General features: G+C 68.3%; 6 protein-coding genes. 2 read left to right on the top strand and 4 right to left on the bottom strand.

Annotation, left to right across the window (positions count from 1 at the left end; genetic code table 11):
• Positions 1-13 precede the first annotated feature (13 nt).
• The gene (locus ABMY26_RS04655; protein WP_372394324.1) at positions 14-8,116 is read right to left on the bottom strand and encodes a beta strand repeat-containing protein; all 8,103 of its coding nucleotides are present in this window, start codon (positions 8,114-8,116) and stop codon (positions 14-16) included.
• 507 nt (positions 8,117-8,623) lie between these two features.
• On the opposite strand from ABMY26_RS04655, the gene ABMY26_RS04660 reads away from it, so the two are divergent.
• Positions 8,624-9,313, top strand: coding sequence for a response regulator (locus tag ABMY26_RS04660; RefSeq protein ID WP_372394325.1), 690 nt, complete (start codon positions 8,624-8,626; stop codon positions 9,311-9,313).
• 4 nt (positions 9,314-9,317) lie between these two features.
• Positions 9,318-11,207, top strand: a complete 1,890-nt coding sequence (locus tag ABMY26_RS04665; protein WP_372394326.1) for an ATP-binding protein — start codon at positions 9,318-9,320, stop codon at positions 11,205-11,207.
• 150 nt (positions 11,208-11,357) lie between these two features.
• Here ABMY26_RS04665 and polA read toward each other — a convergent pair whose 3' ends face one another.
• From polA to ABMY26_RS04680, 3 genes are all read right to left on the bottom strand, one after another.
• A complete protein-coding gene (polA, locus tag ABMY26_RS04670; protein ID WP_372394327.1) occupies positions 11,358-14,297 on the bottom strand; it encodes a DNA polymerase I in 2,940 nt (979 codons plus the stop codon).
• Positions 14,298-14,369: 72 nt separating this feature from the next.
• Positions 14,370-15,122 carry a response regulator transcription factor gene (locus tag ABMY26_RS04675; RefSeq protein WP_372394328.1) on the bottom strand — a complete coding sequence of 251 codons (753 nt, stop codon included), beginning with the start codon at positions 15,120-15,122 and terminating at the stop codon, positions 14,370-14,372.
• A 128-nt stretch (positions 15,123-15,250) separates the two neighbouring features.
• Positions 15,251-16,069 (bottom strand): substrate-binding periplasmic protein, encoded by an 819-nt coding sequence (locus ABMY26_RS04680; RefSeq protein WP_372394329.1) that lies wholly within the window; start codon positions 16,067-16,069, stop codon positions 15,251-15,253.
• Positions 16,070-16,161 lie beyond the last annotated feature (92 nt).

The raw sequence follows: 16,161 nt of genomic DNA on the forward strand, positions 1-16,161 counted from the left end.
ATCATTCCGTTCGTCAGGGCATGGAGAAGCGGAGGAACCGGCCGAACCGTGTGTTCTCCGGATGGGGGGCCGACGTGCAGCCGCTGCTGGCCACGGCACCGCCGATGCAGGCCGCGGCACCGCCAGCGGCATCCTGGGGGCCGGAGCCGCCCGAGGAGTTTCCGGACGTGCCGTCGGCGGCGGCGCTCGCATCGCCGGATGCCGCTTGAGGACCGGCGGTCGGGAAGGACACCGGAGCACCGTCGTCCCGGAAGGGCTGCGTCGTCTGCGAAGCCGTCACCACCACCAGATTTCGCGGCAGGGCCGCAGTGGCGAGAAGCTGCGTCAGCTCCTCCGCCTGCACCGGCCCCGATGGGTCGCGACTGTCCGGGGTGGAGGGCTGCGGCGTCACCGTTTCCCCGGTGGCGGTCACCGTCAGCACCCCGGGCATGAAGGTGAGGCTGTAGTTGGGAGAGGCCACCAGCATGCCCCGCTCGATGGTGTAGGAACCGGCCGGCGAGGCTGTGCCGGCGGCTGTGCTCAGGACCCCGCTGAGCGTGTCGCCGTTGACCAGCCCCTGTCCGCCGACGCTGTAGGTCAAGACCGGGTTCCCCGTCCCGGCGGGACGGCTGAGGCTGTCCGCCGTCACCAGGATCGGACGGGAGGTCACCGTCAGCGCCCCATCGACGTAGGTGACGGTGTAGTTGGACAGCCCGCTGCCCTGGGCCGACGACGCCGCAATGGCGTAGCTGCCGATCCCGGCGGTGACCGCCGTTCCGGTGCTTGCCAGCGTCACGCCGGTCACGCTGTCGCTGTTCTTCAGCCCGGTGGCGGTGAAGCCGGTCAGCGAGGCGCTGTCGCCGTAGGTCTTGCGCGCGGCGTCGGCGCTGACCGTCAGCGCGGCGGGATCGACCGTCAGCGTGCCATCGGCATAGGTGATGGTGTAGTTGGACAGCCCGCTGCCCTGGGCCGACGAGGCCGAGATGCCATAGCTGCCGACCCCGGCGGTTGCCGCCGTGCCGGTGCTGGTCAGGCCGACCGACGACACGTTGTCGCTGTTCTTCAGCCCGGTGGCGGTGAAGCCGCTCAGCGAGGCGGTGTCGCCGTAGGTCTTGCGCGCGGCGTCGGCGCTGACCGTCAGCGCGGCGGGATCGACCGTCAGGGTGCCGTCGGCATAGGTGATGGTGTAGTTCGACAGACCGCTGCCCTGGGCCGACGAGGCGGTGATGGCATAGCTGCCGACCCCGGCGGTTGCCGCCGTGCCGGTGCTGGTCAGGGAGACCCGGGTCACGCTGTCGCTGTTCTTCAGGCCGGTGGCCGTGTAACCGCTCAGCGTGGCGCTGTCGCCGTAGGTCTTGCGCGCCGCATCGGCGCTGACCGTCAGCGCGGCGGGATCGACCGTCAGCGTGCCGTCGGCATAGGTGATGGTGTAGTTCGAGAGGCCGCTGCCCAGGGCCGACGAGGCGGCGATGACGTAGCTGCCGATCCCGGCGGTGGCTGCCGTGCCGGTGCTGGTCAGGCCGACCGACGACACGCTGTCGCTGTTCTTCAGGCCGGTGGCGGTAAAGCCGGTCAGCGTCGCGGTGTCGCCGTAGGTCTTGCGCGCGGCGTCGGCGCTGACCGTCAGCGCGGCGGGATCGACCGTCAGGGTGCCGTCGGCATAGGTGATGGTGTAGTTTGCCAACCCACTGCCCTGGGCCGACGCCGCCGAGATGCCATAGCTGCCGACCCCGGCGGTTGCCGCAGTGCCGGTGCTGGTCAGGCCGACCGACGACACGCTGTCGCTGTTCTTCAGCCCGGTGGCGGTGAAGCCGGTCAGCGAGGCGGTGTCGCCGTAGGTCTTGCGCGCGGCGTCGACGCTGACCGTCAGCGCGGCGGGATCGACCGTCAGCGTACCATCGGCATAGGTGATGGTGTAGTTCGACAGGCCACTGCCCTGGGCCGACGAGGCGGTGATGGCGTAGCTGCCGATCCCGGCGGTGGCTGCCGTGCCGGTGCTGGTCAGGCCGACCGACGACACGCTGTCGCTGTTCTTCAGCCCGGTGGCGGTGAAGCCGGTCAGCGAGGCGGTGTCGCCGTAGGTCTTGCGCGCGGCGTCGGCGCTGACCGTCAGCGCGGCGGGATCGACCGTCAGCGTGCCGTCGGCATAGGTGATGGTGTAGTTCGACAGACCGCTGCCCAGGGCCGACGAGGCGGCGATGGCATAGCTGCCGACCCCGGCGGTTGCCGCCGTGCCCGTGCTGGCCAGGGAAACCCCGGTCACGCTGTCGCTGTTCTTCAGGCCGGTGGCCGTGTAACCGCTCAGCGAGGCGGTGTCGCCGTAGGTCTTGCGCGCGGCGTCGGCGCTGACCGTCAGCGCGGCGGGATCGACCGTCAGCGTGCCGTCGGCATAGGCGATGGTGTAGTTGGACAGCCCGCTGCCCAGGGCCGACGAGGCGGTGATGGCGTAGCTGCCGACCCCATCGGTCGCCGCCGTGCCACCGCTGGCGGCCAGGGTCACCCCGGTCACGCTGTCGCTGTTCTTCAGGCCCGTGACCGCATAGCCGCTCACGCTCGCCGTATCGCCGTAAGTCTTGGTCACGTCGTCGGCGGTGACGGTCAGCGTTGCCGGGTTCACCGTCAGCGTGCCGCCGGTGTAGCTCACCGTGTAGTTGGAAAGCCCGCTGCCCTGGGCCGACGACGCCGTGATGCCATAGCTGCCGACCCCGTCGGTCGCCGCCGTGCCGCCGCTGGCGGCCAGGGAGACCCCGGTCACGCTGTCGCTGTTCTTCAGGCCGGTGGCGGTGAAGCCGCTCAGAGTAGCCGTATCGCCGTAGGTCTTGGTCACGTCGTCGGCGGCGACGGTCAATGCCGCCGGGTTCACTGTCAGCGTGCCGCCGGTGTAGCTCACCGTGTAGTTCGACAGGCCGCTGCCCTGGGCCGCCGCCGCCGCAATGCTGTAGCTGCCGACCCCGGCGGTCGCCGCCGCGCCGGTGCTGGACAGGGAGACCCCGGTCACGCTGTCGCTGTTCTTCAGGCCCGTGACCGTGTAGCCGCTCAGGCTCGCCGTATCGCCGTAGGTCTTGGTGGCGGCGTCGGCGGTGACCGTCAGCGCCGCCGGAGTCACGGTCAGCGCGGCGTTGCCGTAATAGAACACGCGATAATCCGTGCCCTTGGCGCTGGTGACCGTCGCGTTGGACGCGGGCTGGCTGGCGGTGGCCGGCGTTGCCGAAACGGCGGCGGTCGGGTCGGTTGCAATCGTGGCTCCGACCAGGGTCAGGCTGTCGCCGGCCTTGCCGAAGATGTAGCTGCCGAGGCTGCTCTGCGTGCCGATCGCAGTCACCGTGCCCGAACCGCTGCCATAGACCGTGTCGGCCGACAGGGCCTTGACCCAGGTCACGGGCGCCATGGCGTAGAGAACGGGATAATAGCCGCTGCTGGGCGGCACCCAAACGCTGTCGAAATCCCAGCCGGAGGCCCCCGCCATGAACGACGCCGTGTCCTGGAACTGCGCCGTCGTCAGGCCGGTCATTCCCGTCACCGTGGATGCGCTACCCGCGTGTTCGGTGGTCCCGGCGACGGTGGTGTCGAAATAGGACGATGTGATGGTGGCGCCTATGTAGTTAAATCCGGCGAACCCGCCGACCCACGACGATCCCGATACAGCTTTCGCCGCATAGGATTGACTGATGGCGCCGTTGTTCGTCCCGACAAAGCCGCCGGCCGTATTATCGCCGGATACGGCGCCGCCGGTTGCGTAGGATTGGGAAATGCTGCCCGTGTTGTAGGCGACGAAACCGCCGGTGTCAGTGCCGTTGGTTGCCGTCACCGCCCCCGTGGCGTAGGACTGGGTGATCGTGCCGGAATTCTTGGCGGCAAAGCCGCCGGCCGTGCTACGGCCGGTGACGTCTCCGGTCACATAGGACTGGGTGATCGTGCCGGTGTTCTCGCCGACCAGACCGCCCATCACGTCGCTGCCGACCACGTTGCCGCCGACCGTGGATTGCGACACCGTTACCGTGCTGTAGGAGCGGCTGATGGTGCCGGTGTTCTTGGCGACGAGGCCGCCCACGTAAGATCCCTGGACGCTGCCGGTGATATAGACGTTGGTGATGATGCCGCCGTTTTCGCCGACAAGACCGCCGACGTAATTGCCGGCGCCGATGAGGGCGACGTCGGTCAGGCCGAGGTTCCTGACGCCGCCGGCGGCGCCGATGACGCCGAACAGCCCCTGGTTCATCCCGGAGTAATCTTCCGGCTTGATCGCCAACCGCTGGATGACGTGCCCCTGGCCGTCGAGCGAGCCGGTGAACGGGGTCGAGCTGCCTCCGACCGGCACGAACCCGTACTTGATCCCGCTGAGGCTCCACATGCCGGCCGCGTTGCTGCCGCCGGTCTCGCCGGCGTCCACGTCGGCGGCCAGCGTGTAGGCAGCGGACAGGTCCAGCGCCATCAATTGAAGCTGATGGGCGTTGACGATGGATGTCGCGTATTCCGAGCGCAGGAAGGGCCGGGTTTGCCCGTCGACCATATACCAGGTGTTGTTGAAGTCGAAGCTGGTATAGGACGCGGAGGAAAAGGCGTCCGTTGTGGCCAAGCCAGTGACCATGCCTTCGGTGCTGTCCTGGCCTGTCGTGCCCTTGTCCCAATAGGAGGAGGAGACGATGCCGCCGGCCGCAACGCCGAGGAATCCACCCGTGTAGGCAGTCCCCCGCCCCAATATCGATCCCGTGGCGTAGGATCGCGCAATGGTGGCACTGCCGTCGTTCATCCCGACAAAACCGCCGACGAACGTGCCTTGGGTGACGCTTGCCGTGGTGTAGGAATCCGTAATGGAGCCGCTCAAATTGTTGAGACCGACAAAACCGCCGGTCGAGCCACCGCCGCCCGTCACGCTGCCCGTGACATAGGATTGGCTGATGGTCCCGGTGTTGGTGCCGGCCAGACCGCCGACGTTTCCACCAGATCCCGTCACAGCCGTCGTGGCATAGGACTGGCCGATGGTACCGGCGTTGCTGCCAACCAGACCGCCGACCCCGCCCCCTCCCGTCACGGTTCCCGTCGCATAGGCGTTGACGATGGTGCCGTTGTTCTCGCTGGCAAGGCTGCCGGCCTGCGCCTCGGTGCCGGTGATGGTGACATCGGTCAGGCCGATGTCGCGGATGCTGCCCGCCGTGCCGACGACGCCGAACAGCCCCAGCTTCGCGCCCGTATCCGTGGAGGCGAAGGTCAGCCCCCGGATGACATGGCCGCCGCCGTCGAGCGAGCCGGTGAAGGGCTGCTGGGAATCCCCCACCGGTGCGAAACCGCTCTGGTTTCCGCTGATGCGCCACATACCGGCGGCGCTGCTGGCGCCGGTGTCCCGGGCGTCGATGTCGGTGGCCAGCGTGTAGGCGGCGGACGGGTCCATCCCCATCAATTGAAGCTGATGGGCGTTGCCGATGACGGTGGAATATTCGGACCGCAGGAATGGCCGCGTATACCCCTCGACCATATACCAGGTGTTGTCGAAGTCGAAGCCGGAATAGGACGCGGAGGAGAAGGCGTCCGTTGTGGTCAAGCCATCGACCGGGCCATCACTGCTGTCCTGGCCTGTCGTGCCCGTGTCCCAATAGGAGGAGGAGGCCGTGCCGCCGGCGACAATGCCGATGAATCCACCCGTGTAGAATCTCCCCCGCCCCGATATCAATCCCGTGGCGTAGGATCGCGCAATGGTGGCACTGCCGTCGTTCATCCCGACAAAACCGGCGACACTATTGCCTTGGGTGACGCTTGCCGTGGTGTAGGAATCCGTAATGGAGCCGCTCAAATTGTTGAGACCGACAAAGCCGCCGGTCGAGCCGCCGCCGCCCGTCACGCTGCCCGTGACATAGGATTGGGTGATGGTCCCGGTGTTGGTGCCGGCCAGACCGCCGACGTTGCCACCAGATCCCGTCACAGCCGCCGTGGCATAGGACTGGCCGATGGTCCCGGTGTTGGTACCGGCCAGACCGCCGATGTCGCCGCCGGTCCCGGTCACGCTTCCGATGGCGTCGGATAGGGTGATGGTCCCCGCGTTGTCGCCGATCAGAACGCCGACTTTGCCGCTGGCCCCGGTCACGCTCCCGGTGACGTGGGTTCGGGTGATGGTACCGGCGTTGCTGCCGGCCAGAACGCCGACGGAGCCTTTGCCGCTCAGGGTGGCGCCGGTCAGGGTGAGATCCCTGACGATGCCGCCGCTTTCGATCACCGCGAACAGGCCGACGTTATCCGTCCCGGGGGCTTTGACCGTCAGGTTGGAGATTGTGTTGCCCAGCCCGGCCAAGGTTCCGCCGAAGTTTTGGATCACCAACGAGCTGTCGTAGGTGGTTCCCGCCGCGTCCAGGTTCTTGACCAGCGCGTAACGCTCCGACCGCCCGGTGCTGTCGATGAAATCCAGATCCTCCATGCTGGAAATCGTCTGGTAGTACTGGAGCGCTCCCGTCTCGCCGATCCGCAGCCTGGGGCCGGAACCCGACATCGTGACCGATGCGTTGCTTGCGATCGTATAGCCCCGGCCCACGCCATATTGCAGGTCCAGCCCGGCACTGTTTCCCGTTGCGGTGATCGGGGCGTTGATGACGATGTCGCCGGCCGCGGCGAGCGTCAGCATGGAGCCGGTGGACCATGTCACGGGTGCCGCCACGGTGATGGTGCCGTCCTGGCTGCCACCCGACCCGGTGGACACCGTGACGTTGGCCGATGTCAGGGCGTTGTTCAGGGTGGCAACGCTGAGCACGCTGTCGTTGCCGTTGGCGGTGTACGTGCCGGAGATGGTGCTGTCCGATCCCGCGGAAATCGTCACGTTGTAGGGGTCGAGCAGCAGCGAGCCGAACGCGCCCTCCGCCGCGGTCAGGTCCGCGGTGCCGCGGAAGGACAGGGTTGCCTTGCCCGACACCTCGGCATCACCGCCCTTGCCGTCCGCACCGGCCCCCCGCGCCGTGATCGCACCGGCGAAGTCGGTATGCTCGTCCGACCACACCACCACGCTGCCGCCATCGCCGCCATCGCCGTCGGCGGACAGCCGCGCCCCGGCGGCGACGGTGGTCGTCCTGGCATTCGCCACAGTCTCCTTCAGCGTCTTGCGGGCGGCGTCCTTGCCGCCCTGATAGTCGCCGCCCACCGCAATGGCGCCGCCGCGGCTGCCGGAGACGTCCACCGTGGCCGTGCCGGTCACGGTCACCGACGAGCCGGCCACCGCCACCGTGCCGCCCTTGCCCGCAGTGTTCTTTCCCCCCTTGCCTTTTTCCGCCGATCCCCTGGCCGACAGCGTGCCGGTGACCGTGGCCTTGCCGCCGGAGACCCGGATGTCGCCGCCCTCGACCGCGCCGGTTTCCGTCGTTCGGGTCGCGGCGAGGGTGCCGCCCGCCTCCACCGTGCCGCCGTCGCCGGCGGTCAGGAAGATGCGTCCCCCGCTGCTGGCGGTGCCGGTGGCGGCGATCACGCCGCCGGTGTTCCCGGCCAGCGCATAGACGTTGCCGCCGTTGGCGCGGATCTCCGCCGTCGCCGCGGCGATCCGCCCGGAGGTCTTGGCCGCGGTATCGCTCCCGCCGACCTTGACCTGGAACTTGCCGCCCTCGACCGCGCTATCCTTCACCAGCACCTCGTAGCCGGCGGCGAGGCCCACCGTGCCGTCGGGGGCGGTCAGGGTGCCGGTGTTGGTCACTTCACGCGCGATCAGCGCCACGTCGCCGCCCAGCGAACCGATCGACCCGGCGTTGGTCACCGTCGCCTTGGACGTGCCGGAGAAGCTCTTGTCGCCGCCGTTCAGGAAGGCCGCGTCCGGAATGTCGAGGGTGGAGGCGGTGAAGGATCCGCCGGTGAGCACCTTTCCGCCCGGCCCCACCGCCACGCCGGCCGGGTTGACCAGGTAGACCGAGCCGGTCGCGGTCAGCGAACCGTCGATGCGCGAAGGGATGTTGCCGGTGACGCGGTTCAGCGTCGCGCCGCCGCCATTGTTGATGGCGACGCTGTTCCCCGCCCCGATGGAGAAGCTGTTCCAGTTGATGACGGCGTTCCGGGAGGTCTGGTCGATGATGACGCTGGTGCCCGACGGGGTGGCGATGGACACCGCGCCGGCGGCGACCGACGGGCCGGCCGGCAGGGTCTGGGCCGAGGCCGGTGCGATGGCGCTTTCCATCAGGGCGACACTGGTGATCAGCCACAGCGACAGCCTGGCCAGGGATCGTCCGGAACACCGGGGCGCCGGGTGCCATGGTGTTCCGGACGATCCCCGGCCGGGCGTGGCACCGTGGACTGCCGCCGGCTTCGCAATACGAGCAGTCTTGGCAAGACACGTCATCGCGCTCACAACGCACCCCTGTCGTTCCGCTTGGTGGCGCAGCCGTACCGGCTGCATTCCCGGCTGGATCGTCCTGACAATGTGGAACGACCAGGAGGAGTTGCAGCGCGTCGCTGCGGAACACCCAATGTTGCGAACCATACGGGGGGGCTCGACGGTGCGGCACCCCATGTTCATGGATGCGGCGGAGCATCCCCATGAATATGGGGGAAGGGGAGGGACGCTCACCGATAAGGGGTTGTTGGCCCGGAAAACGCCGATTATCGTCGATTGGTACGTTCATCCCGCGCATGAGGGCGGCGGCAGCCGGTCCGAGCCATGCCGTTCGAGGACAGCAGGGAATTCATGTCATCGCGCCCGGACGACCGACCGCTTTCCGGTTCCCATCAACTCACGGTCGTTCTGGTGGAGGACGACCCGCCGACGCGCGATCATCTGGCGGAAACCCTGACCGCCTGCGACGGCATCGCGCTTCTGGCCACGGCCGACACGCTGGAGGCGGCGCGGGCCGCCTGCGAACGCTTCCTCCCCACCGTTCTGATCACCGACCTGCAATTGCCGGACGGTCACGGCACCCACCTGATCCGCGAGGTTCGCGACCGCTATCCGGCCACCGAGATCATGGTGATCTCGGTGCTGGGCGACGAGGACAGCGTGGTGACGGCGATCCGTGCCGGAGCGTCCGGCTACATCCTCAAGGATTCCGAGCCGGTGGACATGGTGGAGGCGGTCCATGGCCTGATCGAGGGGCGTTCGCCCATCTCCGCCTCCATCGCCCGCTACATCATAAGGCGGGTCCAGGACGGCTCGTTCAAGGACCGCAAGCCGGCGCCGCTGCTGACCCCGCGCGAGACCGACATCCTGTGGGGGATCGCGAAGGGCTTCACCTACAACGACATCGCCGACCGCCTGGGCCTGTCGCGGCAGACGGTGCCGTCCTACATCAAGAACATCTACCGCAAGCTGGAGGTGAATTCGCGGTCGGAGGCGGTCTATGAGGCGATCGGGCGCAAGCTGATCCGGCTTGGAGAGTGATCCCGTGGCCGCGCACCTGGTCGAGGCCCCCGAAGGCCGCGGATGGCTGCGCCTGTTGCGCCGTCCGGTCATCGGCGTGTTCTACCTGACCGTTCTGGCGGTGGGCATCGGCACGCCGCTGTTCACCCTGTCGCCCCCGGAGGGCGGCATCGAGTTCGATCGCGCCATGTTCCGGCCGCTGGAAGCCATCGACCGGCCGGCCGATGTTCCCGAGGCCGCCGTATCCCTGCCCCACAGCTTCAGGGTGCCCGGTGGGGGCCGGTTCGGCGGGGGGCTCTACCGCCTGGAGTTCGATCATTCCCCGAACGGCCCGGAGCAATGGTCCGTGCTGATTCCAAACTATTCCGGCCGCATTCTGGTCCGGGTCAACGGTGCCTTGCTGTACGACAGCGATTGGACGCATTCGGGGCGGATCGTCACCCTGATCTGGCCGGACATCATCGCGATCCCGGCCCCGGTGCTGAAGGCCGGCACCAACACCGTGGAGATCAGCGCGGTGATGCTGTTCGGCCGCAAGAGCTATCTCAGCGCCATCCATGCCGGAGCCGACAGCCTGCTGCGCCCGGTGTACCAGCAGCATCATTTCCTTCTGGTCATGCTGCCGCAACTGCTGTTCGCCTGGCAGTTCGCCTTCAGCGTGATGCTGCTGATCGTCTGGGCGGTTCGCCGCTCCGAGTGGTCCTATATCCTGTATGCCGGCATCCTGTTCTTCAACTCGATCAGCAATCTCGTCGTCATCGTACCGGAGCCGCTGGTTTCTCCACAGATCATGCAGCTTTCGAACCTGGCCTTCTCCTGGGTGACGGCGCTGCTGGTGCCGTTCGCCTTCAGCTTCGTGAACCGCCGGCTGCCGCGGGCCAGCGTCCTGTTCGCGGCATTTCCGGTGGGAGCCACCACGGCATTTTTGCTGCTGCCTCCCGAGATCTTTCATGTCCTGAACTGGTACGTCGCGATGCCGATCGCCTGGGGCCTGTCCTGTTGGGCCGTCGGAGTGCTTTCCTACGCGGCTTTCCGGCGAGGCAACAACAGTGCCCATATGGTCCTGGGCGCAACGCTGCTGTCCTTGCTGATGATCTTCCATGAAGCGCCGATCCTCTACGGCTTGGCCGGCAAGCGGCTGTTCATCAACCCGTTTTCCATCCCCATTTTCATGCTTCTCAGCGTCATCAGCACCGTCCTGATGTGGCGCTTCGCGGCGGCGCTGAACGCTGTGGACCAGTTCAACGCCAACCTTCGCCGAGAGATCGCCGATGCGGAGGCGGCGCTGCGCATCAGCCTGGCCCGCGAGCAGGACCAGGAAAGGGCGATCGCGCTCGAAGCCGAACGGTCGCGCCTGACCCGCGACCTCCACGACGGCATCGCCGGCCAGCTGGTGTCGATGGTGGCGCTCAGCCGGCGGACGGATGCCAAGGTGCGCGACTTCGGCACCGCGGCGCGCAAGGCGCTGGTCGATCTGCGTCTGGTCATCGCCTCGATGGCCGAGGTCGGGGACGACCCCGGCATGATGCTGGCGAATTTCCGGGATCACATCCAACCGCAGCTTCGCACGCTCGGCATCGCCCTGGACTGGCAGATGCGCGCCCTGCCGGAGGGGGCCGGCTGGTCGTCTTCGACTGCGCTGGAGCTGTTCCGCCTGCTTCAGGAGGCGACGATGAACGCCGCCAGGCATTCGGGGGCGGATCGGGTGACGATCGAGATCCGGCCGACCGACGACGGGGTGCGCGTGATGGTCGCCGACGAGGGACGCGGCGGCGCGTCCGACCGCCCCGGCGGCTACGGCCTTGCCAATATGCGGCGACGGGCCCTGGCCATCGGTGCCCGGCTTGCCATCGTCTCCGGTCCGGGCGGCACCCGCATCATTCTGGATCTGCCCAGACCGACAGCTGGACAGTGACCTTGCCCTGGTGCGGTGGCTCTTGCGCATTTTGCCTGGATGGTCCGGCGCGCAACGACGAGGAGGCAGCGACCGTTGCCCAGGCCGAGCAAGACGCCGAAACAGAAACAGTGACCAGCCTCGCGCGCCACGTCACGGCACTCTACCCGCTCAATGCGCCTCTTCCCAATTGTCGCCGATCCCCGCCTCCGCCACCAGCGGCACGCCCAGCTGTGCCGCGCCTTCCATCACCCCGCGGACGATCCGCGCGGCGTCCTCGGCCTCGGCTTCCGGCACCTCGAACAGCAGTTCGTCATGCACCTGCAGCAGCATCCGCGCGCTGCTGCCGGCGGCGGCCAGCGCGGCAGGCATGCGGTTCATCGCCCGCTTCATGATGTCGGCCGCGGTGCCCTGGATCGGGGCGTTGATCGCCTGGCGCTCGGCGAAGGCGCGGCGGGCGGCGTTCTTGTCCTGGATGCCGGGCATGTAGCAGCGGCGGCCGAACAGCGTCACCACATGGCCGTGCTGGCGGGCGAAGCTCTTGATCGACTCCATCCACACCTTCAGCTCGTGGAAGCGCTCCAGATAGGCCTTGATGAAGGCGTTGGCCTCCCCCGGCGCGATGCCGAGCTGGCGGCCCAGCCCGAAGCCGGAAATGCCGTAGATGATGCCGAAATTGATCGCCTTGGCCTTGCGGCGGATGTCCGGCGTCATCTGCTCCAGGGGAATCCCGAACACCTGTGCCGCGGTGGCGGCGTGAATGTCCAGACCGTCGCGGAAGGCGTCCTTCAACGCCTGGATGTTCGCCATCTCCGCCACCAGACGCAGCTCGATCTGCGAATAGTCGACGCTCAGCAGCTTGTGGCCGGGGGACGCGATGAAGGCGCGGCGGATCTTCCTGCCCTCCTCCGTCCGCACCGGGATGTTCTGCAGGTTGGGATCGGTCGAGGACAGCCGGCCGGTGTTGGTCGCCGCCAGCGCGAAGGCGGTGTGGACCCGGCCGGTGACCGGCGAGATCTTCTCCTGCAGCGCGTCGGTGTAGGTGCTCTTCAGCTTGGCGAGCTGGCGCCAGTCGAGAACGCGCTGGGCGATGGTGTGGCCCTGCTCCGCCAACTCCTCCAGCACGCTGCTGTCGGTGGAATAGGCGCCGGTCTTGCCCTTCTTGCCGGTGCCGAGCTTCAGGCCGTCGAACAGGATCTCGCCGAGCTGCTTGGGCGAGCCGATGTTGAAGCTCTGGCCGGCGAGCGCGTGGACGTCCTTCTCGATCTCGGCGAGGCGGACCGACAGATCCTGCGACAGGCCGGCCAGCGCCTGCCGGTCGATGTGCACGCCGGCCCGCTCCATGTCGGCGACCACCGGGACCAGCGGGCGGTCGAGCGTCTCATAGACGGTGACCAGCCGCTCGTCGACCAGACGCGGCTTCAGCAGGGTCCACAGCCGCAGCGTGACGTCGGCATCCTCGGCGGCATAGGCCAGCGCCTTGTCCAGCGGCACCCGGTCGAAGGTGATCTGGTTCTTGCCGGTGCCGCAGACCTCCTTGAAGGGGATCGGCGTGTAGGCGAGATGCAGCTCGGCCAGCTCGTCCATGCCGTGGCCGTGGGCGCCGCCCTCCAGCACGTAGGAGATCAGCATGCTGTCGTCGACCGGCGCCACCCGGATGCCGTTGCGGGCGAACAGCTGATGGTCGAACTTGAAATTGTGGCCGATCTTCAGGACCGACGGATCCTCCAGCACGTCCTTGAGGATCGCCATCGCCTCGGCCGTGGGGATCTGCACCGGCGGCGGCGGGGCGTCGAAATCGAGCTGGCCGGCGACGGTACCCGGCGCGACATGGGCGAGCGGGATGTAGCAGGCCAGACCGGGCGCGGTCGACAGCGACACGCCGACCAGCGTCGCGGTCGCCGGGGTCAGGCTGTCGGTCTCGGTATCCACCGCCAGCACCCCGGTCTCGCGGGCACGGTCGACCCAGGCGCGCAGGGCGTCGGAATCCTGCACCAGCTCGTAGCGCACCTCCGGCACGGCCAGCACCGTCCGGCGGACGGGGCGTTCCTCCGGCCCGGCGGCGGGGGCGGCGGACGGCGGGACGGCCGCATCGGCGGCGGCAGGGGTCCCGGCGGCAGCAGAGGGGGCGGCCGGGGGGGTGGCCGGGAAGGCGGCGCCGTCGGCGAGGCGGCCGTCCTTCTGCATCTCCATCTCGACGCGGGTCACGATGCTGCGGAAACCCTGCGCCCGCAGGAAATCGATCAGCTTCTGGTGGTCCGGCTCGCGGACGCGCAGCTCGTCCAGCGGCTTGGGCGGCGGGGCGTTGTCGTCGAGCAGGACCAGGCGGCGCGACACCCGCGCCTGGTCGGCGAAATCGATCAGCTTCTGGCGGCGGGCCGGCTGCTTGATCTTGCCGGCATTGGCCAGCAGCGATTCCAGGTCGCCATATTCGGTGATCAGCTGGGCCGCGGTCTTCACGCCGATGCCGGGGACGCCCGGCACATTGTCGACGCTGTCGCCGGCCAGCGCCTGGACGTCGACCACCTTGTCCGGCGCGACGCCGAACTTCTCGAACACCTCGTCGGGGCCGATGGTCTTGTTCTTCATCGGGTCGAACATGCCGACGCCGGGACGCACCAGCTGCATCAGGTCCTTGTCGGACGAGACGATGGTGACCTCGCGGCCGGCCTCCTGCGCCAGACGGGCATAGGTGGCGATCAGGTCGTCGGCCTCATAGCCCTCCAGCTCCAGGCAGGGCAGGCAGAAGGCCTCGGTCGCCTCGCGGATCAGGGCGAACTGCGGCTTCAGCTCCTCCGGCGGCTCGGGGCGGTGGGCCTTGTAGTCGGGATAGAATTCGTTGCGGAAATTCAGCCGCTTGCTGTCGAAGACGACGGCGACCGCCTCCGCCTTGATGTCGGCCAGCAGCTTCAGCAGCATGTTGGAGAAGCCGAGCACCGCATTGACCGGCGTGCCGTCGGGCCGGGTCAGCATCGGCAGCGCATGGAAGGCGCGGAAGATGAAGCCGGAGCCGTCGACCAGATACAGGCCGCTGCCGTCGCCGGTCGGGGCGGTGGCCCCAACGGCAGTGTTTTCGGTGGCGGCGGTGGTTCCGGCGTCGCTGGCGGTCATGGTCGTCTCTCGTCCCTTCCTTGCGGGCGCTACCATCGCCGAAGGAAGGCCGGGAGTCGAGAGTCGAGACCGCTATCCGCCGCCGCCCTCCTCCGCCACGCTGCCGACCACCGGGCCGACGAAGGCATAGCCGACGCCGTGCACCGCCTGCACCGGCAGCGGGCAGCCGCTGCGCTCCTCCACCTTGATGCGCAGGCGGCGGACCAGCGAATCGATGGAGCGGCTGTAGGGATCCCAGTCGCGCCCGGTCAGCGCGATGGAGATGTCCTGCCGGCTCACCGGCTCGCCGGGGGCGGTGACCAGCAGCGACAGGAACTTGTACTCGGTCGCGGTCAGCGGCACCGGGGCACCGGTCGGCGGCTGGATGCGCCATTCGACGTCGTCGAACACCCAGGCCTTGCGCGCCTCGCCGGCAACCGGGGCGGGCGGCGGCTCCGGCTGGGCCGGCGCGGCGGTGCCGCCCTTCAGCATCCGGCGCATCAGCGCCTTGATCTGTGCCTCGACCTCCCGGAAATCGACCGGCTTGACCAGATAGACGTCGGCGCCCAGCTCCAGCCCGATCACCCGGTCGATCAGGCCGGACCGCGCGGTCAGCATGACGATCGCCGCATGCGAGGTGGCACGGATGCGACGGGCGACCGAGAAGCCGTCCTCGTCGGGCAAATTCACGTCGAGCACGATCACGTCGGCCGGCCCGGCCTCCAGCAGCCGGTCCAGCTCCGCCCCGCGCGACGCGCCCCGCACCTCGAACCCGCAGCGATCCAGATATTCGACGAGATCGTCGCGCAGGTCGGTTTCGTCTTCGACCACAATGATCCGGGCCACGACGCCTCACGCCCCCATCCACATTCGTATGAGGCGATATTAACCGTCTGAACGGGTTACGCAAAGCCAATCCGGCCGATCCACCCGAAGCAATCGACCCTACAGCGCGCAATCTCCGTTCCGGTCCCTCACCTGGGCGGCAGGTAGCTGTCGCCGACGGTTTCCGCATAGCGCGCCACCGTGGCGCGGTCGATGGCGTCGATCCGGCCCTGCGCCTTGAGGCCGGCAAAGCAGCGGTCGAAGTCGTCGCGCAGCGACTCGTCGCGGAAGACCATGGCATAAGGTGTCGGCGGGAAGATCGCGGTGAACGCCACCGGCTGGGACGGGTCGAACGGCAGGCCGCCGGCCACCCTCGCCTTTTCCTGCAGTTGGCGGTTGTATTCGGCGAAGATCAGGCCGTCGGCCAGCACGGCGTCCACCCGGCCGGCGAACAGCAGGTTGGAATGCACCATCTGGTCGGCGCGTTCGCGGAAATCGCCGAAGCTGGGAATCGCCGCGCGCAGGCCGGGCAACACGTCGGGCGCCCCGGCGAAGGCGACGACGCGCTTGCCGGCGAGGTCGGTCAGCGAGCGCACCGTCAGTCCGCTGGACTTCAACACCGACGCGCCGTTCCGGTAGAGGATGTAGGGAATGCTGCGCGCGCCCGGCATCGCCATCCCGGCGGGAACGGTGGCGACGGCATCGACCGCGGCGCCGTTGCGGAATTCGTTCCAGTGGCGGCCGAAGGGCACCACCTTGAAGCGCACCTGATGTCCGCAGGCGCCCAGCGTCTCGCCGATGATGGAGGCCTCGCGCCCGGCCCCGTCGGCGGACATCATCGGCGGCAGTTCCGGCGCCAGCACCGTCACCGGACGGGCCGACGCCGAGGCCGCGGCAAGGACGAATACGGCGGTCAGGACGGCCACGGGAATGCCCGTCGCGGCGAATGCCCGAACACCGAAAGCCATGCCCCTTCCTCCTCCGCCCGCAAGAAAACGGGCCGGAGCCTAGCATGCGGAGCGCCGCGGCAGTCCACCGAAAAGCTTCCCGGAAAAGCTCT

It is taken from the genome of Azospirillum sp. HJ39 (assembly GCF_041507355.1).
GTDB classification, from domain to species: domain Bacteria; phylum Pseudomonadota; class Alphaproteobacteria; order Azospirillales; family Azospirillaceae; genus Azospirillum; species Azospirillum thiophilum.

Excerpts from the sequence above, each read along its gene's own strand:
- ABMY26_RS04655 (WP_372394324.1), bottom strand. The coding sequence starts at position 8,116 with ATGGAAAGCGCCATCGCACCGGCCTCGGCCCAGACCCTGCCGGCCGGC.
- ABMY26_RS04660 (WP_372394325.1), top strand. The coding sequence starts at position 8,624 with ATGTCATCGCGCCCGGACGACCGACCGCTTTCCGGTTCCCATCAACTC.
- polA (WP_372394327.1), bottom strand. The coding sequence starts at position 14,297 with ATGACCGCCAGCGACGCCGGAACCACCGCCGCCACCGAAAACACTGCC.
- ABMY26_RS04680 (WP_372394329.1), bottom strand. The coding sequence starts at position 16,069 with ATGGCTTTCGGTGTTCGGGCATTCGCCGCGACGGGCATTCCCGTGGCC.